We start from the raw sequence: 21,119 nt of genomic DNA, 5'->3' as shown, positions 1-21,119 counted from the left end.
CTCTCGGATGACGGATCAATTAGCGAACCACTTCCGGCGAGATACACCGCCCCCCGACCCTTTATTCGAGTGCCCCCACGAGTGAGACGCATGCGAATCGCACTCCTCGGCGGAACCGGCGACATCGGCGAAGGTCTCACACTCCGCTTTGCTCGCGATACGGATCACGAACTCCTCGTCGGCTCCCGCGACCCCGAAAAGGCCCGCGACGCCGTCGACGACTACAAAGCCGAACTCGACTCACACGCCGTCGACGATCCCGACATCAGCGGCTTCGACAACGAGATGGCCGCGGATCGCGCCGACGTTACCATCCTCAGCGTCCCACCCTACTACGCCGGTGATACCGTCGATGCCATCGATGGCGTCCTCGATGCCGACACCATCCTGGTCACCCCCGCCGTCGGTATGAAAGGCGACGAAGACGGCATGCACTACCACCCGCCGGGTGCCGGCAGCGTCAGTGAACTCGTCGCCCAGCGCGCACCCGATGAGGTCCCCGTCATCGGTGCGTTCCATAACCTCGCCGCCGGCAAACTCGCGGATCTCTCCGCGGAACTCGATCTCGATACGCTCCTCGTCGGGGACGACGACAGCGCAAAGGAGACCGTTCGGTCGCTCGCGAGCGAGATTGACGGACTGCGCGCACTCGATGCGGGGCCGCTCGCGAACGCCGCGGAGGTCGAAAGCGTGACGCCGCTGGTCATCAACATCGCGAAACACAACGACGAACTGCACGACGTCGGCGTCAAGTGGGTCTGATGCGGTCCGCTGTACCGAGTTCCCGGCACACTCGGAGTCCGTCCTGCGGGCGCGCCGGAATTGACTGACAGCAGTCTGTATAAGGCACCCGCAGTAGTCTGTGGCGCATTTCACTCGCGTCGAAGTGGTTGCAGGGAGAAACACACAGCGCGATGTAGCCGCTGCTACCGGATTGAAACCGAAGAACTGCAGAAACCGCGCTTACGCGCCCGCAGATTCGAGGGCGTCCTCGAGATCCCCGCGCTGGGTGACACCGACGAAACGCTCGACGATACCGTCGTCGTTCTCGATGATGAGCGTCGGCAGCGATCGTACCTGGTATTCGTTGGCGACGTCTTGCTGTTCGTCTACGTTTACCTTCTCGACATCGAACCGGCCGTCCCAGTCGTCTTCGAGTTCTTCGAGGATGGGGTCCTGTGTCTTGCAGGGACCACACCAGTCCGCGTAGAAATCCTTGAGCGTGACAGTCATACGGTTCAGCGCTAGTTGCCACGCGCGGCGCATAAGGGTTTCCCAGTCGTAGTCGCTTGCCGGCTCTCCGTACTGCGGCAGGTGAATTTGCCGCCGGACGGCATTGCTGTTCGATTGCAGGACAGCGGACTGCGATGACCGTATGACACAGAACGAGCGAGCGGACTGCCGGTCGGCCGGGCCACTCCGAGAGTCGAAAGGTTTAGTTCCGGGAACCCGTACAGCCGAGTATGGACAAAGGACAGAACACCGGTGGGCTGATGTCCAGCGCCGGACTCGTCCGCTACTTCGACTCCGAGGACTCGAACGCAATTCTCATCGACCCGAAGACGGTTATCGCGACGGGCGTCATGATCGGCGTCCTCATCCAACTTCTGACGCTCGTCTCGTAAGTCTCGGCGGGGCAGACGCTTCTCTCGCGACGCCGTTCGGCCAGCGATCGAATCGGCGCGTCGCGTCCTTTTTGACTCCGGTCTTCGTAGGCCCGGCTATGACACTGCGCGCCGGCGTCGTCGCCGTTCAGGGCGACGTTGCAGAACACGCAGCCGCGATCGAACGTGCGGCCGCGGCTCACGACAGGACGATCGATGTCAAGGAGATCCGTACCGCTGGAACCGTCCCCGACTGCGACGTGCTCGCACTGCCCGGCGGCGAATCGACGACCATCTCCAGACTGCTCCGCGACGAAGGGATCGCCGCCGAAATCGAAGCTCACGTCGCCGCGGGCAAACCCCTGTTTGCCACTTGCGCCGGACTGATCGTCGCCGCAACCGACGCCGGTGACGACCGCGTGGATGAACTCGGGCTGATCGACGTCACAGTCGAGCGAAACGCCTTCGGCCGCCAGGCGGACAGTTTCGAGGCCCCGCTCGACGTGCAGGGACTCACGGACGATGCGCCGTTCCCGGCAGTATTCATCCGTGCACCCGCGATCGACGATGCGAGTTCAGCGGCGGTCGACGTGCTGGCGACGTGGGACGGGCGGCCGGTCGCGGTTCGAGACGGGCCCGTCGTGGGCACGGCGTTCCATCCGGAGTTGACGACGGATAGCCGGATTCACGGCCTGGCGTTCTTCGAGAACGACGACGCGGTCCTGCCGGCCGCAGCCGCCGAGTAACGGCGGGAGAATCGGCTCGGACGGAACGCGAGGGGTGCAGCGCCGCTGTCAGCCTGCCCGGATGCAATTTCGAACGGCACGCGCGGCAGTCGCCCCGTCGGGTGAGCGGTGGGACGCTGTATGCATTCGCAACCGGACATGTTTTTCCTTCCGGGGACCCAACGAGAGGGATATGCAGGCAGCTATCGACGCAGTCCGTGTCGCTGGGACGCCACAGGGTCCGGTCCCAGTCGTCGTCCTCGACATCGACGGCGAGGACGACGTCGTCCCCATCTTCATCGGATTCACCGAGGCGACCAGCATCGCTCGCGGTCTCGAGGCCGAGGACATCGGTCGGCCGCTGACGCACGATCTCTTGCTCGACGTGATCGAAGAACTCGGGAGTCGGATCGACCGCGTCGTCGTCACCGAAATCGAAGACCGCGACGACGGCCAGGGCGGCACCTATCTCGCGGATCTGTACGTCGAGACGCCGCGAGGCGAAACCGTCATCGACGCCCGGCCGAGCGACTCCCTTGCGCTCGCCGCCCGGACCAACGCCTCGATCGAAGTCAGCGACGCCGTCTTCGAGGACAGCCGCGACGACAGTGAGAAGTTCGACCAACTCGAAGACATCCGCAACGTCTCCGGTGACCTATAAATGGAGGATACACTCGACGAGCTGTTCGCCGTCATCGAGGATCGCAAGGAAACCCTACCCGACGACTCCTACACCGCCTCGCTTTTCACCCACGAAAAAGGCGAAAACGCCGTCCTCGAGAAACTCGGCGAAGAAGCGACCGAACTCGTTCTCGCCGCGAAAGACGACCAAGAGGACGAAATCGCCGCCGAAGCCGCCGACATCGTCTACCACCTGCTCGTTCTCCTCTCGATGAAAGACATGTCTCTCGACGAACTGGAAACTGAACTCGAGGCGCGCCGCTAATCGGAGTCCGTGGTGTGGGTGAGGAGATGCCTGCAGTTGCCCGTCACACGTTCATGCCGTTCGCCGGTGACGAGTTCAGGTGATGGCACTCGACAAACTCGAGCACGCAGACGAGCAGATGCAAGAGTGTATCGACAACTGTCTCGACGCCGCGCAGGTCTGCGAGTGGTGTGCCGACGCCTGCGCCGGCGAGGGCGAGGAGATGGCTCGGTGTATCAGGCTCTGCAGGGACGTCGCCGACATCGCGTCGCTTCACGCCCGCTGGATGGCGCGGAACTCGGGCTACCACGCTGAACTCGGGGAGATCTGTGCCGACCTCTGCGAGGAGTGTGCCGAAGAGTGCGAGCAACACGACCACGAGCACTGCCAGGCGTGTGCAGAGATTTTGCCGGAATGCGCCGAGAGCTGCCGGGAGATGGCATCGGCGTAGTCGGGTGACGACCGGGACGGGTGATCCGTTCCGAACGGTTGAGAAGCCGCTTTTTCAGCGAGGCGCTCACCGGCGCGACCGACGCGTACGCCCGGACGATTGGGATCGGGGATTGAACAGCCCGCCGACCGCGCCGGCGAGTGCGCTCTCGAGCGCCAGGATGAACGAAACGAGCAGCGCGGCGAGGAGGATACCGATGCCGGCAACGCCCGAGAGGAGGCCGCCGATGGGCCCGGCAGCCCATCCCGTCAGGGCGACGACGAGGGCGAGGAGGACGCCGACGACGATACCGCCGAACGCACCCGCTAACAGTCCGTGCCAGAACCCGCGTCCGAGGCCGCCACCCGCGAGATAGCCCGCGACGAAGCCGCCGACCAGCCCCGCAACGAACTGGCCGATTCCGGGGATTGCAAGCCCGACGATGCTGAGGACCGTTGTGACGAGAAAGCCGATAATAACGGCGCGCCAGTCTGTCATCGGTAGCTTCGTTCGTACCGTGTGCGCATAAGCCCTCGCCGCGTAACGAACGACCTTTTAAGACCGCACGTCCTACCTATGGGCATGATTTTCGAAGACCTTCCGACGACGCCCACGTCGGAAGAGTTGATCGACAAGGCATTTTCGCGGGCAGCACGGGCCGGCAAGGCCAAAGGCGGCCTCGAAGCCCAGCAGTCCATGCTCCAGACCGCGGCGAACATCATCTCCGATAACCTCGAAAACGTCGTCACGGCCTGGCCCGACTTCGAGTACGACGCCCACCCGTTCTACTACGAACTCGCCGACGCCATCGTGGACGTAGACGCGCTCCGCCAGAGCCTCTCGGAAGTGATGTGGGCCAGCCGAAAGGCCCGCGAGATTCACGAGGAATACCAGCCGCGACTGCGAAAGACCGACGTCGACACGGCTCGCAAGCACCGCAAGCAAGCCTTCGCACGGCTCGCGGACATCGTCGAACAGGTCGACGACCACCTGCTGCAGATCAACGAAGCGCGAAACGACCTGCGGCATCTGCCCGAAATCAATCCGGACGAACCGACGATCGTCGTCGCCGGCTATCCCAACGTCGGCAAATCCTCGTTCGTCAACGACGTCACGAGCGCTCGCGGCGAGACCGCCTCCTACCCGTTCACGACGAAGGGGATCGGCCTCGGCCACTTCGAACGCGACCACATCCGCTACCAGATCGTCGATACGCCCGGCCTGCTCGATCGACCGCCGGCGGAGCGAAACGAGATCGAATCCCAGGCCGTCAGCGCCATCGAACACCTCGCCGACTGCATGCTCGTCATGCTCGATCCGAGCGCCGAATGCGGCTATCCGCTCGACTCGCAACTCGAACTCCGGGATTCGATCGCCGCCCAGTTCGAGACCGTCCCCGTACTGACGATCGCGAACAAGACGGACCGAGCCGAAGTCTGGGACGACAGCCGGACCGACGCGATGAACGCGGATTACACGATGAGCGTCGAAACCGGCGAGAACGTCGAAACCGTCCTCGAGGCTGCCGTCGAGGCGGTCGACTACGAACCGACGTTACCGTTCGAAGAGGAGCGATGAACGTCGGCCGCGCCAACCACTGGAGGGTGTCGGCTACCGCGGGCGGAGCGAACACCGAGTAACGCGGCCGAGTGTCGAGTACCGAATCGATCGAACCGGGAACACACATGAAAGGACCAGGACTGTTCGACATGCTCCAACTCGCGGCCGGGTTTTCGATGGCCGGCCCGATGTTCGTCGTCGGCTTCGAGTTCATCCGCACGGATCGGGTCGCCGTCGGCGGAATCTTTCTCGTTCTCGGAGTGTTGACGCTTTACTTTCCGACGTACGTTATCAACAGAATCGGTGGCCCGCGAGCGTGGATTCGACGGCGGTTCGAGCGACGGCGCTGGCTCGGTGGCGGCGGTGGTGAGAGTGACGCCGACGGCGACGGTAATAGAGACACTGGCAGCATCGGACACGACGACGGATCGAGTTCGGACACCCGGACCGGCGGCCGCGAGCAAACGACCGAGTCGGGAGGGGGCAATCGACTCGAACGGTTGTTCGGTCGGTGAACGGGGAGAACCCCGCGACGATCACCGTTCGACCAGACCGATATAGCGGATTTCGACGTCGACCTGTGTAGAGGAGTGGCGGTTTATTCGCTCGGCCAGCGTGTCGGCGATGCCGGGCTCCGGTTCGCCCGGTGGGCCGCCAATCCGAACGATGACGCGTTCGGGGCCGACGAACGGGTACTCGTCGTCGGTGATGACGCTCACATCAAGGAGTTGGTACTCCTCGAACGCCGGCTCCTCGAGGACGAGTTCAGCTTCGGTCTGGGCGTTCTCTTCGAACGTGGCCAGCGTGTACGACGAGTAGGTGATCCCGCCGAGGAAGACGGCGAAGACGAGGACGATGACGCCGAGAGCGACGACGCGTTTGCGAACTCGTTCTTCGGTTTCGGTCAGCGAGAACAGGCTTTCGGGACGATAGCCGACGTACCAGAGCGTCAGGAGGCCGGCGAGGTTTACGGAGAGGACGTTGACGAAGACGAGTGCCGTCGAGCCGATGGCAGCGGACGGCTGGCCCCAGGCGATGGCGACGCCGGCGGCGGCGGCGGGCGGAATGAGCGCGGCCGCGATCATCACGCCGACGAGTGCCACGGAGATACCGGTAGCGATGCTGACGATGCCGGCGACGCCGGCGCCGAGGGCGACCGCGAGAGAGAGGAGATCCGGCGTCAGCCGCTCGGAAATTTCGTCGACGGAGCCGATATCGAGTCCGGGTGGAACGACGTTCGTCGTCCGGACGAGCCAGGCGAAAACGGCCGCAGCGGCGATGGCGAGGACGATACCGACGAGTTGGTAGAGGACGCTCTCGGTGAACAGTTCTTCGTCGTCGATCACGGAGCCGACGCTCGCGCCGAGTGCGGGGCCGATCAACGGTGCGATGACCATGGAGCCGACGACGACGGCGGACGAATCGAGCAGGAGACCGGCGGTCGCGACGACGGCGCTGACGATCGTCATCGTCGCGTAGACGCCGAAGGTCGGGGTCAGCGAGTCGGCTTCCGCCAGGAGTTCCTGTCGGGAGATGCGGTCGGATTCGACGTCGCCCTGTTCGTACTCGTCTCGAAGCGCCTCGAATCGGCGCGAAATGACCGTTTCGGCGTCGACGACGACGGTGTAGGCGTCCTCGTCGATGCCGGCCTCTTGGAGGTCGTCGAGGACGGGTTCGACCGCCGGCGTGGGCAGCGGAAAGTAGACGACGGCGGTGTACTCCCGGCCGCTGTTCTCGTCGGTGACGACGTAATCGATCTCCCGTTCGTCGAGCGTCTCGAGGATCGTCTGTCGCTCTCCTGTCGGAACCGTCAACTGGACGAGGCGCACGTGCGCTCCTGAGTATGTCTGCAAGCATAACTTCAGGGATTGCGTATACGATCTTCTCGTCCCCGCAGCCGAGTTCACCGAGTCGGCGGCGGACGGAGCGACGGGATCGGACCGGCCGGGCCGTCACGGTGCTTATAAAGCCGCGAGCGGTCTACGGGTGGGTATGTTCGATACCCGTCCCGACCGCGAGGCCGAAGTCGCCCTAGTCGGTCGCTCGAACGTGGGCAAGTCGACGCTCATGCGCGAGTTGACCGGTCACAGCTTCGATACCGGCGGTAAACCCGGTGTGACCCGCAGTCCCAACCACTACGACTGGGCCGCTGAGGACTTCGTCATCAGCGACCTCCCCGGATTCGGCTTCATGAGCGGCGTCGACGAGGAGCGACGCGAACAGATCAAGACGGCCATCGTTCAGTATCTCGAAGCGCACGCAGAGGACGTTCTCGTCGCGATTTTGGTCGTCGACGGCAAGAGCGTCATCGACATCATCGATCGCCACTCCGGCCCCGACGAGATCCCCTACGATGTCGAGATGTTCCACTTCCTGCGCGACCTCGGGATTCCGACCGTCGTCGCCGTCAACAAGATGGACAAAGTCGACGACCGCGACGAGCGACTTGACGAACTCTGCGATCGCCTCGGGCTGTTGCCGCCCTGGAAGCAGTGGCAGGAAACCATCGCGCCGATTACCGCAAAGAAGGGCCAAATTAGCTCGCTGAACGAGGCCGTCCGCGAGCACTTACACGAACAGAAACGGGACGACCTGTTCAAGTTTTTCTAAGCGCCTTTTTACTGCGGATCCTCCCTCACTTCGTTCGGTCGAACCGCTTGCAAAAATCTACGATAAAAAACCGCCTCGGCGGACGATGTCCGCTTCGGCGGTGAACCGCTCGCTTCGCTCGCGGATGCGCTACCGGGAGATAACCCAGTCAACCGAGACACGGCTTTCACCATCCGTTTTGGCCGAAGTTAGTTTTCGAAGACGATCGGTCTCTTAGACGATCCGATTGACGAACGGCTCGTCGTCCGCGAGTCGCTCGACGTTCTCGAAGACGAGTTCGGCGACGCCCCGGAAGTAGTCCACCGTGAAGGCCCCGCAGTGGGGGGTGACGATCACTTCGTCCATCCCCCATAGCGGGGAGTCGTCGGGGAGCGGTTCGGTTTCGAAGACGTCGAGCGCCGCGCCGGCGATCGAGTTGGATTCGAGCGCGTCGATCAGGGCGTCCTCGTCGACGACGGGGCCGCGGCCGACGTTGACGAGATACGCGTCCTCGCGCATGGCGTCGAACGCGTCGGCGTCGACCAGGTGGTGGGTGTCGTCGGTCAACGGGAGCGTGACGATGACGAACTCGGCGTCGGCGATGGCGTCGCGGCGGTCGTCGGTCGCGTAGACTTCCTCGAAGCCGGGGACGGGATCGGCGGACCGTCGAACGCCGGTCACGCGCATCCCGAGCGCGCCGAGGACCTCGGCGACGCCGCTGCCGAGCGTGCCGGTGCCGAGGACGCAGGCCGTCTTGCCGGCGAGCGTGAACGCCTCGTCCCACTCGGGTCGATCCCAGCGGCGATCCTGCTGGGCGGCGACGTGGGTGTGGAGACGGCGCGCGAACGAGAGGAGATAGCCCGCGACGGTCTCGCCGATGGACCGACCGTGGATGCCGGTGCTGTTGGTGAGGACGACGTCGTTCGCCCTGAACTCGTCGAAGGGGAAGCGGTCGACGCCGGCCTGGATCGAGTGTACCCAGTCGAGGTCGAGGAACGCCTCGCGGTGGTCGAGGGTGACGACGGCGTCGCAGTCGGCGATTTGGTCGTCGCCGATCACGTCGACGGTCGCGGAAGTGGGAAGGTCGGCGAGTTCGGTCGCGAGTTCGGTCGGTGGGAAGACGGTGGAGACCGAGTTGTGAACGCCGAGGTGGTCGAGGTCGATAGCGGGAGGGGCTGTGTTCGCGGGTGCGTCGGTGTCTGCGTTCGGTTTCGCGTCCGTGTCCGTGTCTGCGTCCGCGTCTGCTGCGTTCGGTTCGCGGGTGGGCATACGCGGTGGTACGAACGAACGGACGTTCAAGCTTTGCACAGTGCCGGCGCTCTCGACTGGTGATTCTGAAAGGCGGCTCGGGAAAAACCCTCGTCACAAGGGGCTCGGTGGGGGTAACACTTCGTCACGGCCGCCGACAGGGCGTACTCGGCGGATGACTTTCCGTCTGTCGGTCCCGTCTAGCAGTCTCGCCTGCACGCCCTCGAGGGGAGCAGTTGGCACGTTTTCATAACCGCGTTCGATTCGACCCCACAATCGAGGAAAGCGGCTGCACTCTGTCAGATCAACCCTCCTTCCTCGCGGTGAGCGGTAGATATAAGGCCCTACCAGTTAACAATTAGAACGGAAGCCGCTAAATGGACGTGAAATGTCCCGGGTCTAGGACACCCGAGACGTGGCTTCCAACTTGCGACCGTTCGAAGCCATGTTTGCGTACATTCTCACGGAATATAAACATCCCGCACGATTGACGCGTTGGACCGCACACGTAGCCGCCGGCGTTCGATTCTCATCCGCCGAGTTCAGCGGAGATGCAACATGACCGACGAGTTCACGTCGGACCGACCGGATGACTCGCCGGACGCGAAGACCGATGCGGAGTCTGAGCCGAGTGACGATGATGGCACGTTCCCGCGCTGTCCGCGCTGTAACACGCCCATCGTCCGGCGGACCATGATCGGGCCGGGCGAAGCCGTCGCCGGTCCCTGCGGCTGTCGCGTCGCCCCCGTCGTCGAGACGAAATCCGAACCCGACTCGGAGTAAGACCGCGAGACGAGTTCGTCCGAACTGAACTCGGGTCGCGGCGGCCAGCCGAGTTGGCGGTAAGAGCCGAAAGGACCACCACAACCATCGGAACCCCACCTGCCGCTACAACTCGGCCCGCAAACGCGACGACCGAGTAAACGCGGTCCGGACACCCCGAACGGAGCGTTTCTCGACGGGGTTCGAACGACCGCTACCGGTCGTCTCGAATTTCGGATCCGCTGAAGGAGTGCGTCTATGCTGGGATATACCGGTCAGAGTCAGAGCTATTTCAGTCCGAAGGGCGAGTCTCGTTCGAACGTTTACGGAGCGCTACCACCGCCGCCGTAACCCCGTTCTCCGTACGAGGGTTCGAGGCAAATGTCGTCTTCCACTTGGTCTCCGTCTCTTGCACCGATATCGAGAGGTAGTGGGCGGTGAGGTCACCAAGGTGGTCACTCTACGTCGTCTACAACGCACCGCTTACAGAAGGGGGAACGGAGCCGTGAGACCTACGTTAGCGGCAGTTGGTGGTGGTCGCTGTCGTCCGTCACTTCAACTACGAAGTTTCGAATCGAACGATCTTTCCGGTGAACAGGTCCGAGACCGTTCCATTATCGTCCGCGATTTCGACGTCGAACGTCCCGTCGCCGTCACATTCCATCGATGTCTCGTCGAACCGAATTTGAGGGTCCTGATCAGCGGTGTATCGCACGACGGTTTCGTTACCGCTTGTGTTCTCATGCTCCAACCCGGGTTCATCGCCGTCGACCCACCGAATATCGTAGTCGGAAGCATTGATCGAAATCGCGTTCGGGACGGTGATCCGCACCGGCTCATCAACCGACGCGACCGTCTGCCGGTCGATATCGACATCGGCGATAACGCGCGTGTCTTTCGGCGCTTCCTGTGACTGGACCTCGACGAGGATGCTGTCGTCGTCGAACTCCGAAGCCCATGCTTCGAAGTGGACGGCGGCACCGTCGTCGAAGTAGCTCTGGACATCGTCGTTCGCCCAAGCAGTTTCGATAGCCTGATCGACTTCCTCGTCGCTCACCGCATCGGGATTGACGACGTCGACAGTGTAGTTGGCTGGCAATGCAGTAGCCGACGCTGTGTCGGCAGCCGAGGCGTGCATACTCGCGGCGGCGACACCGCTTGCACCGAGGGCAAGCAGCGCCACGACCGCGAGCGTGAGTACGTTGTCTCTCATAGTTTCGATTCGTAGGGGTGAACCGAGACAGGAGGGCCGATATCAACGCGTTAGTCAGCGAGGGACCACGGCCGTTTTATCCCGATTCGCCTCGCTCACACGTTGTCTGAAAGACCTCATAGACCTTGATTGGAAACGGGTTCGAAAGCCGTTTGAAACGCGTTTAAAGCCGTTTCCACCGGTTTCAAGTCCGTAGATCGTCACTGGAGGCGAATCGTATTCCCCATGCCACTCCGTCGTCGCTCCACGAGCCGTCGGTGTTCCAGTTTGTCGAGTGTGCGACTGACGGTCGCCTTCGAGAGATCGGTATTCTCGACGAGCTTGCGCTGTGGCAACTCTCCGTCGGCCTCGACCAGCAACTCGTAGATTGTTTCTTGATTGTTCGAGAGCTTGTCGAGTGTCTCTTCCCACCGTTTTTCCTCCAACTTCGAGTCCTCTCTCGCGCGCTCGGGTTGCTGTGGCGGCGTCTTGACACCACCGTTCGTCTCGACGCGTGGCCGTGTCCTCGACCGATTCTGCGTGACAAGCGTATGCGCTTGGTTGTGAAAGACGAGGTACGTACCGCTGACCCCACAAACGAAGGCGGCAACGACGACGACGGCCACCTCGCGGTAAGTGAAATACTCGCCAACGCTCGTCGTCTGTGCGCCGTCCTCGCCGATCGAAACCATCACCGGAGACGGGATGATCAACTGAACGGTCAAAACGAGGATGGCAGCGATGAAAATGACTGCTGCCAGCAGATGTACGTGTTGGAGGGGCCGAAATTTCATGGAGGGTTATAGCTGACACCTAAACTTTATGTCTACCGATTATACGGCCGTAATGTGGCGTGGAACGGGCCTGAAACGCGTTTCCAACTGGTTTCGAACGCATTTCACCCTCGTATTGATGTGGTCTTTCAGCTAAATATGCCAGCATGAACGAAGTGATCCGCTCTCGCCTTCTTGTCCTCGTCGGGCTTGCCGTGATTGGGGTCGGGTTAGCAGGGGTTGGAACTGCCCTCGGCGTGACCGAATCGCTTTCAAACACGGGTTCGACAGCTGAACTTACCGTATCCGAAGAGAACATCACGTTCGCAGCCGGTAGCGAATCGGAAACGGTCGTGAAGAATCTCTCCAATGTAAGCGAGATTACGATTAAAGAGACCGAGGCCGGCCAGTTTACGATCCGGACGACGGAAGATCAACCGCTGACCGACGACGAACGAGAGCAGGCACGGACAATTGCGGTAACTAATGAAACGGTAGCGCAGGCACTCGACGGTATGGATGAATACGAACTCTCGGTCGAGCCGGTTCAGCAGTTGAACGCCTCCGCGTCCGATCAGCGATCGTTCGATGTCGTCACTCAACCCAACGGGACGAACGGCGAGTTGGCCATCAGAGACAATACCACTAACGATCAAGGAGACGGGTTAGTAACCATAGAGCGTGATTCTAACTACGTCGAAGACCGCGCAGTTGTGCACGTTCGACAGTCTGGCGCAACCGACCGCCACAATCTGAAGTACACGGTCGACGTCGATCTAGCGAATAGTACGGTTACGGGCGTTACTGATTGGGAGAACGTTCGGCAGGATTCGGCCACGGTCGATGTAACTGGTAAGCTGAATACAACCGAGATTGTTGACCGGACTTCCTGACAGACTCCCGTTTACAACCCCGCATAAAATCAAAATGTCTCCCGCGGAAATCGGAAGCAAAAGAGTCGATGGATGGCTACACGTACCTCTACACGGATCTCGACACACGTGAGGTGCTCAGTTGTCACTGTCGGCGCAACGGAGAACGGACGCTCGACGACCGAGTTCGGCGATCACTCCGCTGCCGACGGATCGTGTTCGCGCCAGTCCGCGAGTTCGGTGAACTCGTCGGCGACCGCCTCGATGTCTGCGGCGTCGAGCACGCCCCGTTCCGTACTGAACGCGGTGATGTACTCTGCGGGCGTCACGTCGAACGTCGGATTCAGAACGTCGAGACTGTACTCGCCGTCGTAGACGGCGTTCCGGGAGCCGGATTCCAGGTTCACGTCCTCGCGGGTCGAGACCTTATCAGCGGCGGCGACGACCGTCACGGGTACGTCCGCCCGATCGGCGGCGACGGCGAGCGTTCGCGTGCCGGTCTTGTTCACCGCGGCACCGTCGGGACGGATCGTATCCGCGCCGACGAGCACCCGGTCGACGGCCTCGGTCGCGAGCACGTGGGCGACCGCGGCGTCGGTGTGGACCGCGATTGGACAATCCAGTTCGGCAGCCAGGCGTTCGGCCGCGTCGATCCCCTCTCGCGCGGGTCGGGATTCGGCGACGAACACCCGCGACGGCGACCCGTTCCGCAGCGCATCGAGGACGGTTCCCGACCGCGAGAGGGTCATCACGGTGCCCTCGGTGAACTCGCTCGCGGCCGCCGCGGCTTCCTCGTCGGCGGCCGTCGCGCGGTCGATACCGGCGACGGCGGCGGCGAGAACGGCCGGTGCGCCGACGCTGGCGGCGGTCGTATCGCTCTCAGTATCAGTTGTCCCGCTCGCGTCCGCCATCACCCTGTTAACCCGATTTCGGAGGACGGCCATCGACGGCCGAGCCTCGAGCAGCCGGCCCGCGAGCGCCGCGAGTTCATCCCATTCGTCTTCGGGCTGAGCAGTCGCCTCCTCGTTTCCGTCCGCGGCTTCGCTCCCGCCCCCGCCGTCGTCCCGCTCGGCGACCAGCAACCCCGCCCGATCCCGCAGAACTTCGAGCGCGCGGATCGAAAGGGCCGCGGCACCGCGCTCGTCGTCCGCTGCGATCGATCGGACCGTCGGGGCCACCCGCTCGTAGGCCGGCCACAGCGCCGGCACCGTCTCGCGGTCGTCGGCCGGATCGACAATTGCCGTCGGCGAGCGCCACCTGAACTCGTCGTGTTCCTCGCTCAGGTCGATCTCCCGGTGGTCCACGTCGAAGAGGTACGGGTGGACGGTCCACTCGCGATCGAGATCCGGATCGGTGACCGTCACCGGACGACCGGCGCGGACGAGTTCGTAATCGTCGTCGCCGAGGCCGGTTTCCTCGCGGATTTCGGTGCGAACCTGGCTGTCGGGATCGTCCTCGGCGAAGCCGGAGACGCCGCCCCACTGGCCCGGATAGGTGCCGACGGCGTCGCTGCGACACAAGAGGAGGATCTCGCCGCGGTTGCGGAGGAAGGCGGTGACGACATCGGCCTGGGTCGGCTCCGTCGCCGGGTCGGTGTCGTCGGTCGCATCCGAAGCGTCGTTCATATCCGACTCCATGGCGGCAACGGGGGAATCGCTTTCGGGATCGGGGTTCGAGCGGGTTGGGAATGCAACCGCTGCGCGGATGACGTGAGCTATACCCGTCTCGAGTTCGACGAGTCAGTATGACACGGCGCGTAACGGTATCGCTTGACGAGGAGTCGGCGGCCGCCCTCGAGACGCTGGTGACCGAGACGGGTGCCGGGCAGAGCGAGGCCGTCCGCCGCGCGCTCGCCTTTTACGCGGCGAACTTCGAGGCGGCGAATCAACAGCCCAGCGACAACCTAGAACAGTACTACCGGATGCTGGCGTCGGGAGAGCACGTGTTGCTCGACGTCGACTTTCTGCACGCCTTTCTCGAGTTCTGTTACGACGGCGGCGACCCGGATCCGGCGTTCGTCGAGGCGGCCGACCGCGTTTCGGAGTACCATTCTCGCGAGTATGCAGATCGGTTCGAGACGGTCGGCGAGGTTCTCGAGTGGCTCTCGTTTTGCGGCTTTCTCGAAGTACGCCGCGAGGACGCCGACTATCACCTCGTCTTTCCGTCGGAGGCGATCCGCTGGTTCATGACGCGCTTCATCGAGCGCAGCACCGCCACGTTCCCGACCGAGATCGATATCGAGCAGGGCGTCTCGAAGGCGATTATCACCGAGCACGTCGACTGATCCGCCCGCCCGCGACGAACGTGGGACGTTCACACGAGTTCATACGAACGCTCATCGGCGACCGAACTCGGAGCGCATGTATGAGCGACTCTTAACAACGTTTTTGGCTCGTTCTGAGAGCGATACGTGTGGACAGATACCATGGGACTTTGGGAGCGATTGAAAGCGGTCGGACCGGGTGCGCTCGTCGCGGCCGCGTTCGTCGGGCCGGGAACGGTGACGACGGCGAGCGTGATCGGTGCCGAGTACGCGTACGTGCTCGTCTGGACGATCGCGTTTTCGATTCTGGCGACGATGGTCTTGCAGGAGATGAGCGCGCGGCTCGGCCTGATCACCGCGGAGGGGCTGGGCGAAGCGTTTCGAAACGAGTTCTCGAATCCGATCGCGAGGGGCGCGACCGTTGCGCTCGTCGTGAGCGCGATCGGGATCGGGACGGCGGCCTTTCAGACCGGCAACATCGTCGGGGGCGCTGCCGGCCTCGCGACGATAACCGGCGTGAGCGAGAGCGTTTGGGGCCCCCTCATCGGGTTCGTGGCCGCCGGCTTGCTGTGGTCGGGAAACTACAAATTGATCGAGCGGGTCTTCATCGGCCTCGTGATCGTCATGGGCCTCGCGTTCGTCATTAACGCGATTATCGTCCGCCCCGATCTGGGGGCGCTCTCGCGCGGACTCGTGCCGACGATCCCCGACGGGTCGGCCTACCTGATCGCCGGACTCATCGGGACGACCGTCGTCGGCTACAACCTCTTCTTGCACGCGAGCACCGTTCAGGAACGCTGGGACGGCGCGGCCGATCTCGCCGAGTGCCGGACCGACACGATCCTGATGGTCGCCATCGGCGGGCTCATCACGACGTCGATCGTCGTCACGGCCGCCGCGGTGTTTCCCAGCGGGACCGAAATCGACGACGTCGGGGCGATGGCAACGCAGCTCGAGCCGGTCTTCGGCGGCTACGCGCTGACCTTCTTCGCGATCGGGCTCTTCGCGGCCGGGTTCACGAGTTCGATGAGCGCGCCGCTTGCCGGGGCGTACGCGACGGCCGGCGCGCTCGGCTGGGAGCGCGATCTGACGGCGACCCGGTTCCGAGCGGTCTGGATGACGATTCTCGGGACGGGCATCGTCTTCTCGGCGCTGGATTACAACCCGATCACCGTGATCGTCTTCGCGCAAGTCGCCAACGGACTGCTGTTGCCGATCCTCGCCGTCTTCCTCACCTACGCGATGAACAACGAGGGGTTGCTCGGCGAGCACACCAACAGCCGGCTCCAGAACGCACTCGGCGGGTTCGTCACGCTCGTCGTGATCGGGATCGGGCTACAGACGCTGTACGACGTGCTTCTCGCCTGACCATGCACCCACAGCTACGACAGCGACACCACGACCACCACCTGAACTCGTCTCACCACGACGCACGGACACGCACACGAACGACCACCTATTCGACGACATGAGCGATTCACACACCTCTGACACGAACACGGACGTATCGATGGCACACAGCGACTCGGCCGCTCGAGACGCGAGAACCGACGCCGGTACCGACGCCGTTCGAATCGGCGTCGACGTCGGCGGCACCTTCACCGACGTGGCCCTCTCCGTGGACGACAGCCTCGTCACCGCGAAGGTGCCGACGACGGACGAACAACACGTCGGCGTCCTCGAGGGCATTCGAAAGGCCTGCGCCGAGGCGGGCATCGACCCGAGCGACATCGATGAATTCGGTCACGCGATGACCGTCTCGGTCAACGCCCTCTTAGAGCGCGGGGGCGCGAAGACGGCGCTCGTCACCACGGCGGGATTCCGGGACGTACTCGAGATCGGCCGGCAAGACCGGCCCGCGCTGTACGACCTCGACGTCGAGAAGCCGGCACCCCTCGTTCCGCGCGAGTTGCGCTTCGGGATCGACGAGCGAACGACGGTCGACGGGATCGAGCGAGCGGTCGACACCGACGAGGTGCGCGAACTCGCGGCGACGCTTCGCGACCGGGAGGTCGAATCCGTCGCCGTCTGTCTGTTGCACGCCTACGCCGACCCGGCGAACGAGCGGGCCGTCACCGAGACGCTGCGAGACGAACTCGACGTGCCGGTCTCGGCCTCCCACGAGGTGCTCGCCGAGTTCCGCGAGTTCGAGCGCACGTCGACCACCGCGGTCGACGCCTACGTCCGGCCGGCGATCGACCGCTACGTCGGGCGGCTGGTCGATGAGGCCGCGGAGGAGGGGATTCCGGTCCCGCGGATCATGCAGGCCAACGGCGGCATCGCGGACCCCGAGACCGTCCGCGAACACGCCGTCACGACGGCGCTCTCGGGACCCGCCGCGGGCGTCGTGGGTGCTGCGGCGACGGTCGGTGACGGAAAGACCGACGCTGCGAGCGCGGACGCCGGCGAACCCGGCGGCGACGCGATCGACGGACTCGTCACCTTCGACATGGGCGGCACCTCGAGCGACGTGAGCCTCGTCCGCGACGGCCGAGCGGAGCGGACGACCGACGCCGAAATCGACGGCCTCCCGATCCGAACGCCGATGGTCGACGTGAACACCGTCGGTGCCGGCGGCGGCTCGATCGCGTGGGTCGACGGCGGCGGGGCGCTTCGAGTCGGCCCCCAGTCCTCGGGCGCACAGCCCGGCCCCGCCTGCTACGGCCGCGGTGGGACGCGGCCGACCGTCACCGACGCCAACGTCGTCCTCGGCTACATCGGCCCCGACACCGCCCTCGGCGGCGAACTCACACTCGACGTGGACGCGGCCCGCGACGCCCTCGCGCAACTGGCCGACGAAGCCGGGCTTCCCGACGCGCTCGCGGCCGCCCGCGGCGTCTACCGCGTGGCCAATGCGACGATGACCCGAACGATCCGCAGCGTCACCGTCGAACGCGGCCACGACCCTCGCGAGTTCGCGCTCGTCGCCTTCGGCGGCGCGGGGCCGCTGCACGCCGTCGCGCTCGCCGACTCGCTCGACGTCGACCGCGTCGTCGTCCCGCGACCGGGCGGAGTCCTCTCGGCGTTCGGCCTCCTCGCCGCCGACGAGAGCTACGACGCCGTCCGCACCGTCGGCGTCGACCTCGGAACGGCCGATCCGGCGACGATCGAGGCCGTCTCCGACGAACTCGTCGCGGACGTGCTCGCGGAGACGTCGGACCCCGACGCGGCGCGCGTCGAGCGCACGGCGGACTGTCGGTACGCCGGCCAGAGCTTCGAACTCGCCGTTCCGATGACGGACGGGGTCGACGCGGCGGCGATCGCACGGCGGTTCCGCGAGGCTCACGAGCGCGCCTACGGCTACGCGCTGGACGAACGGATCGAGGTCGTCAACCTCCGCGCGACGGCGACCGTCCCCGGAACCGACCCGACCGTCCATCACGCGGGGAGCGGCGACGCCCGCGTCGGCACGCGGACGGCCCACTTCCCCGGCTTCGATCTCGAATCGGAATCGGAACCGGAATCGGAATCTGAACCCCGAAAGGCGACCGTGTACGACCGCGACCGCCTTGCGCCGAACGCGACGGTCGCCGGCCCGGCGATCCTCGAACAGGACGAGAGCACCGCCGTCGTCCCGCCGGGGTGGACGGGACGGTGCCTGGCGGACGGAACGCTCGTCGTGACGCGGGCGGAGGTGACCGAAGAATGACGACCGACGACACTGAACTCGACAACGCCGAAACCGACGGCGATATCGACCCGGTGACGCTCGAAGTGCTCCGCAACCAACTCGAGAGCATCGCCGAGGAGATGGGCCAGACCCTGATCCGCGGCGCGTACTCGCCGAACATCAAGGAGCGCCGGGACTGCTCGACGGCCCTGTTCGACGCCGACGGGCGAATGATCGCTCAGGCCGAACACATTCCGGTCCACCTCGGCGCGATGCCCGCCGCCGTCGACGCCGTCCTCGAATTCGATCCGCAACCCGGCGACGTGTTCGTGCTCAACGACCCCTTCCGGGGCGGAACGCACCTGCCGGACGTGACGATGGTTTCGCCCCTCGCCGCGGACGGCGACATCGTCGGCTACGCCGTCTCCCGCGCCCACCACGCCGACGTGGGCGGCATGACGCCCGGAAGCATGCCCGCCGGCGCGGAGGAGATTTACCAGGAAGGGCTGCGACTCCCGCCGACGCGACTCGTCGACGCCGGCGAGCCGCGCGAGGACATCCGGTCGCTCATCCTCGCGAACGTCCGCAACCCCCGCGAGCGCCGCGCCGACCTGCGCGCCCAACTCGCCGCGAACGAGCGCGCCCAAGAGCGACTCGCCGCGCTGTTCGACCGACACGGCCGCAACACCGCTCTGGCGGGATTCGACGCCGTCATCGACTACTCGCGCGACCGCATCGAAGGCGAACTCGAAACCCTTCCCGACGGTACCTACGAGGCGACCGACGTGCTCGAGGGCGACGGGGTGACCGACGACGACATCGAACTCGCGGTGACGGTGACGGTCGACGGCGCGACGATCGACGTCGACTTCGACGGAACCGACGACCAGCTCGCGGGGAATCTCAACGCGCCGCTCGCGGTCGCGAGGAGCGCGGTGTACTTCGTCGTCCGGTGTCTCACCGATCCCGAGATTCCGCCGAACCACGGCTGTTACGAGCCGGTGAGCGTTCGCGCTCCCGAGGGGACGCTCCTGAATCCGGAGCCCCCCGCGGCGGTCGTCGGGGGGAACGTCGAGACCAGCCAGCGGGTGACGGACGTGGTCTTTACCGCGCTTGCGAGCGCCGCGCCGGACCGCGTCCCCGCACAGGGCCAGGGCACGATGAACAACCTGACCATCGGCGCGCGGGACGGCTCGTTCACCTACTACGAAACCATCGCCGGCGGCTTCGGCGCGCGCGCCGACCGCGACGGCATGGACGGCGTCCAGGTCGGCATGACGAACACGCTCAACACGCCCGTCGAATCGATCGAGACGGAGTACCCGCTCCGCGTCGATCGCTACGGGCTGCGCGAGGACAGCGGCGGCCGCGGCGAGTTCCGTGGCGGCTGTGGACTCGAGCGCACCGTCACCGTCGAACGAGACGCGACGGTATCGCTTTTGACCGAGCGCCGACGCCACGCGCCCGCCGGCGTCGCGGGCGGCGAGAGCGGCGCGACGGGCGAAAACCTGATCGACGGGGAGGCGGTGCCCGCGAAAACGACGGTCGATGTCGAGGCGGGAACGACCGTCACCGTCCGGACGCCGGGCGGCGGCGGCCACGGCGAGCCAGCGGCGCGAGACGCCACGGCGCTCGAAACCGACCGGCGAGTCGAGGAGGAACGCGACGTGAACGCAGCAGCCGACGACGCCGATACCGATGAGTGAGGCCGACCCCGACGGGAACCGGCGCGGTCGAATCGGCCTGATCGTCCCCTCGTCGAACACGACGGCCGAACCGGAGTTCCGGGCGGCGCTTCCGGCCCCCGTGACCGTCCACGGTGCGCGAATGTCCCTCGAGTCGGTGACCGCCGACGAACTCGACGCGATGAGCGACGACGCGGCCCGCGCGGCCGAACTGCTCGGTCACGCCGCCGTCGACGCGATCGCCTACGCCTGCACGACCGGCAGCCTGTTGCACGGGCCCGGTTTCGACGCCGAACTCGAGGCGACCGTTCGGGAGGCGGCGGGCGTTCCGGCGGTCGCGACAGCACGGTCCGTCGTCCGCGCGTTCGAGTTCATCGACGCGACGCGAATCGCCGTCGTCACGCCGTACACTGCCGACCTGGACGAGAAAGAACGGGAGTTTCTCGAGCAAAGCGGCTTCGACGTCGCGACGATCGACGGGCGCGGACTCGAGCGAAACACGGCCATCGGCGCGCTGGACGAGACCGAGGCGTTTCAACAGGTGGTCGACCACGTCGAGCAGTACGATTCGAGCGGCCTCGACGCGATCTTCGTCTCGTGTACCAACTACCGTTCGCTCGCCGCCGTCGACGATCTCGAGTCGAAACTCGGGGTCCCGGTCGTCACGAGCAACGGAGCGACGCTGTGGGATCTCGCGCGAGTTGCCGATTTCGAGAGCGAGAGCGAACGCGAAAACGAGAACGAGCGCGCGAGGACGAGCGTGAGCGCGAGCGAGGCTGACCGCGGGAGCGAGAACCGACTCACGATCGACGGACCGGGAGCGCTCTTCGAACGCGATCGATAAGCGACGAGCGGGTGACGCGCTGCCGATCGCTGGTTCG

At 64.8% G+C, this 21,119-nt stretch carries 23 protein-coding genes; 16 read left to right on the top strand and 7 right to left on the bottom strand.

Features of this window, described 5'->3' with window-relative positions; genetic code table 11:
• Positions 1 to 90 precede the first annotated feature (90 nt).
• Entirely contained in the window at positions 91 to 762 is a 672-nt protein-coding gene (gene npdG, locus C481_RS03655; RefSeq protein ID WP_006107606.1) for an NADPH-dependent F420 reductase, read from the top strand.
• A 201-nt stretch (positions 763 to 963) separates the two neighbouring features.
• Here the strand turns inward: npdG and C481_RS03650 are convergent, their stop codons facing one another.
• Positions 964 to 1,266: a thioredoxin family protein gene (locus C481_RS03650; RefSeq protein ID WP_083860886.1), complete on the bottom strand. Its 303-nt coding sequence runs from the start codon at positions 1,264 to 1,266 to the stop codon at positions 964 to 966.
• A gap of 197 nt (positions 1,267 to 1,463) precedes the next feature.
• Between C481_RS03650 and C481_RS03645 the strand changes: the two genes are divergently transcribed.
• The 5 genes from C481_RS03645 to C481_RS03625 all read left to right on the top strand — a co-directional run bounded on the left by C481_RS03645 (position 1,464) and on the right by C481_RS03625 (position 3,705).
• Positions 1,464 to 1,625, top strand: a complete 162-nt coding sequence (locus C481_RS03645) for a preprotein translocase subunit Sec61beta (RefSeq protein WP_006107604.1) — start codon at positions 1,464 to 1,466, stop codon at positions 1,623 to 1,625.
• A gap of 98 nt (positions 1,626 to 1,723) precedes the next feature.
• Positions 1,724 to 2,350: a pyridoxal 5'-phosphate synthase glutaminase subunit PdxT gene (gene pdxT / locus C481_RS03640; RefSeq protein WP_006107603.1), complete on the top strand. Its 627-nt coding sequence runs from the start codon at positions 1,724 to 1,726 to the stop codon at positions 2,348 to 2,350.
• Positions 2,351 to 2,522: 172 nt separating this feature from the next.
• Complete coding sequence (locus tag C481_RS03635; protein ID WP_006107602.1) at positions 2,523 to 2,990, top strand: bifunctional nuclease family protein; 468 nt, start codon at positions 2,523 to 2,525, stop codon at positions 2,988 to 2,990.
• Positions 2,991 to 3,275, top strand: a complete 285-nt coding sequence (gene hisE / locus C481_RS03630) for a phosphoribosyl-ATP diphosphatase (RefSeq protein ID WP_006107601.1) — start codon at positions 2,991 to 2,993, stop codon at positions 3,273 to 3,275.
• Positions 3,276 to 3,357: 82 nt separating this feature from the next.
• Positions 3,358 to 3,705: a four-helix bundle copper-binding protein gene (locus tag C481_RS03625; RefSeq protein ID WP_006107600.1), complete on the top strand. Its 348-nt coding sequence runs from the start codon at positions 3,358 to 3,360 to the stop codon at positions 3,703 to 3,705.
• Positions 3,706 to 3,771: 66 nt separating this feature from the next.
• Here the strand turns inward: C481_RS03625 and C481_RS03620 are convergent, their stop codons facing one another.
• The gene (locus C481_RS03620) at positions 3,772 to 4,182 is read right to left on the bottom strand and encodes a DUF5518 domain-containing protein (protein ID WP_006107599.1); all 411 of its coding nucleotides are present in this window, start codon (positions 4,180 to 4,182) and stop codon (positions 3,772 to 3,774) included.
• Between the two features lie 84 nt (positions 4,183 to 4,266).
• On the opposite strand from C481_RS03620, the gene C481_RS03615 reads away from it, so the two are divergent.
• Positions 4,267 to 5,262, top strand: coding sequence for an NOG1 family protein (locus C481_RS03615; protein ID WP_006107598.1), 996 nt, complete (start codon positions 4,267 to 4,269; stop codon positions 5,260 to 5,262).
• Between the two features lie 107 nt (positions 5,263 to 5,369).
• A complete protein-coding gene (locus C481_RS03610) occupies positions 5,370 to 5,759 on the top strand; it encodes a hypothetical protein (RefSeq protein ID WP_049904414.1) in 390 nt (129 codons plus the stop codon).
• A 21-nt stretch (positions 5,760 to 5,780) separates the two neighbouring features.
• Here C481_RS03610 and C481_RS03605 read toward each other — a convergent pair whose 3' ends face one another.
• Positions 5,781 to 7,073, bottom strand: coding sequence for a TIGR00341 family protein (locus tag C481_RS03605; protein ID WP_006107596.1), 1,293 nt, complete (start codon positions 7,071 to 7,073; stop codon positions 5,781 to 5,783).
• Between the two features lie 163 nt (positions 7,074 to 7,236).
• Here C481_RS03605 and engB point away from each other — a divergent pair, with 163 nt between their 5' ends.
• A complete protein-coding gene (gene engB, locus C481_RS03600; protein ID WP_006107595.1) occupies positions 7,237 to 7,854 on the top strand; it encodes a GTP-binding protein EngB in 618 nt (205 codons plus the stop codon).
• Positions 7,855 to 8,067: 213 nt separating this feature from the next.
• Here the strand turns inward: engB and ddh are convergent, their stop codons facing one another.
• Positions 8,068 to 9,102 (bottom strand): D-2-hydroxyacid dehydrogenase, encoded by a 1,035-nt coding sequence (gene ddh, locus C481_RS03595; protein WP_006107594.1) that lies wholly within the window; start codon positions 9,100 to 9,102, stop codon positions 8,068 to 8,070.
• A gap of 537 nt (positions 9,103 to 9,639) precedes the next feature.
• On the opposite strand from ddh, the gene C481_RS03590 reads away from it, so the two are divergent.
• Positions 9,640 to 9,864 (top strand): hypothetical protein, encoded by a 225-nt coding sequence (locus C481_RS03590; protein ID WP_006107593.1) that lies wholly within the window; start codon positions 9,640 to 9,642, stop codon positions 9,862 to 9,864.
• 538 nt (positions 9,865 to 10,402) lie between these two features.
• Here the strand turns inward: C481_RS03590 and C481_RS03585 are convergent.
• Both C481_RS03585 and C481_RS03580 read right to left on the bottom strand, forming a co-directional pair.
• A complete protein-coding gene (locus C481_RS03585; RefSeq protein WP_006107592.1) occupies positions 10,403 to 11,056 on the bottom strand; it encodes a hypothetical protein in 654 nt (217 codons plus the stop codon).
• Between the two features lie 200 nt (positions 11,057 to 11,256).
• Positions 11,257 to 11,829 (bottom strand): helix-turn-helix transcriptional regulator, encoded by a 573-nt coding sequence (locus C481_RS03580; RefSeq protein WP_049904409.1) that lies wholly within the window; start codon positions 11,827 to 11,829, stop codon positions 11,257 to 11,259.
• Positions 11,830 to 11,975: 146 nt separating this feature from the next.
• Here C481_RS03580 and C481_RS03575 point away from each other — a divergent pair, with 146 nt between their 5' ends.
• The gene (locus C481_RS03575) at positions 11,976 to 12,701 is read left to right on the top strand and encodes a hypothetical protein (protein ID WP_083860885.1); all 726 of its coding nucleotides are present in this window, start codon (positions 11,976 to 11,978) and stop codon (positions 12,699 to 12,701) included.
• Positions 12,702 to 12,874: 173 nt separating this feature from the next.
• On the opposite strand, the gene C481_RS03570 is transcribed toward C481_RS03575, so the two are convergent.
• Positions 12,875 to 14,317 carry an NUDIX domain-containing protein gene (locus tag C481_RS03570; protein WP_006107589.1) on the bottom strand — a complete coding sequence of 481 codons (1,443 nt, stop codon included), beginning with the start codon at positions 14,315 to 14,317 and terminating at the stop codon, positions 12,875 to 12,877.
• Between the two features lie 107 nt (positions 14,318 to 14,424).
• Here C481_RS03570 and C481_RS03565 point away from each other — a divergent pair, with 107 nt between their 5' ends.
• From C481_RS03565 to C481_RS03545, 5 genes are all read left to right on the top strand, one after another.
• Positions 14,425 to 14,964 (top strand): ribbon-helix-helix protein, CopG family, encoded by a 540-nt coding sequence (locus C481_RS03565; RefSeq protein WP_006107588.1) that lies wholly within the window; start codon positions 14,425 to 14,427, stop codon positions 14,962 to 14,964.
• A 141-nt stretch (positions 14,965 to 15,105) separates the two neighbouring features.
• Positions 15,106 to 16,311, top strand: a complete 1,206-nt coding sequence (locus C481_RS03560; RefSeq protein WP_006107587.1) for an Nramp family divalent metal transporter — start codon at positions 15,106 to 15,108, stop codon at positions 16,309 to 16,311.
• Between the two features lie 100 nt (positions 16,312 to 16,411).
• Positions 16,412 to 18,592 carry a hydantoinase/oxoprolinase family protein gene (locus C481_RS03555; RefSeq protein WP_006107586.1) on the top strand — a complete coding sequence of 727 codons (2,181 nt, stop codon included), beginning with the start codon at positions 16,412 to 16,414 and terminating at the stop codon, positions 18,590 to 18,592.
• Positions 18,589 to 20,259 carry a hydantoinase B/oxoprolinase family protein gene (locus C481_RS03550; RefSeq protein WP_006107585.1) on the top strand — a complete coding sequence of 557 codons (1,671 nt, stop codon included), beginning with the start codon at positions 18,589 to 18,591 and terminating at the stop codon, positions 20,257 to 20,259. Before C481_RS03555 ends, C481_RS03550 begins: the two co-directional genes overlap by 4 nt.
• Positions 20,252 to 21,082, top strand: coding sequence for a maleate cis-trans isomerase family protein (locus tag C481_RS03545; RefSeq protein WP_006107584.1), 831 nt, complete (start codon positions 20,252 to 20,254; stop codon positions 21,080 to 21,082). Before C481_RS03550 ends, C481_RS03545 begins: the two co-directional genes overlap by 8 nt.
• The last annotated feature ends 37 nt before the right edge of the window (positions 21,083 to 21,119 follow it).

This window comes from Natrialba asiatica DSM 12278 (genome assembly GCF_000337555.1).
Classification (GTDB): domain Archaea; phylum Halobacteriota; class Halobacteria; order Halobacteriales; family Natrialbaceae; genus Natrialba; species Natrialba asiatica.
The sequence above is the reverse complement of the archived record's forward strand: the minus strand, read 5'-3'. Positions and strand labels throughout refer to the sequence as shown.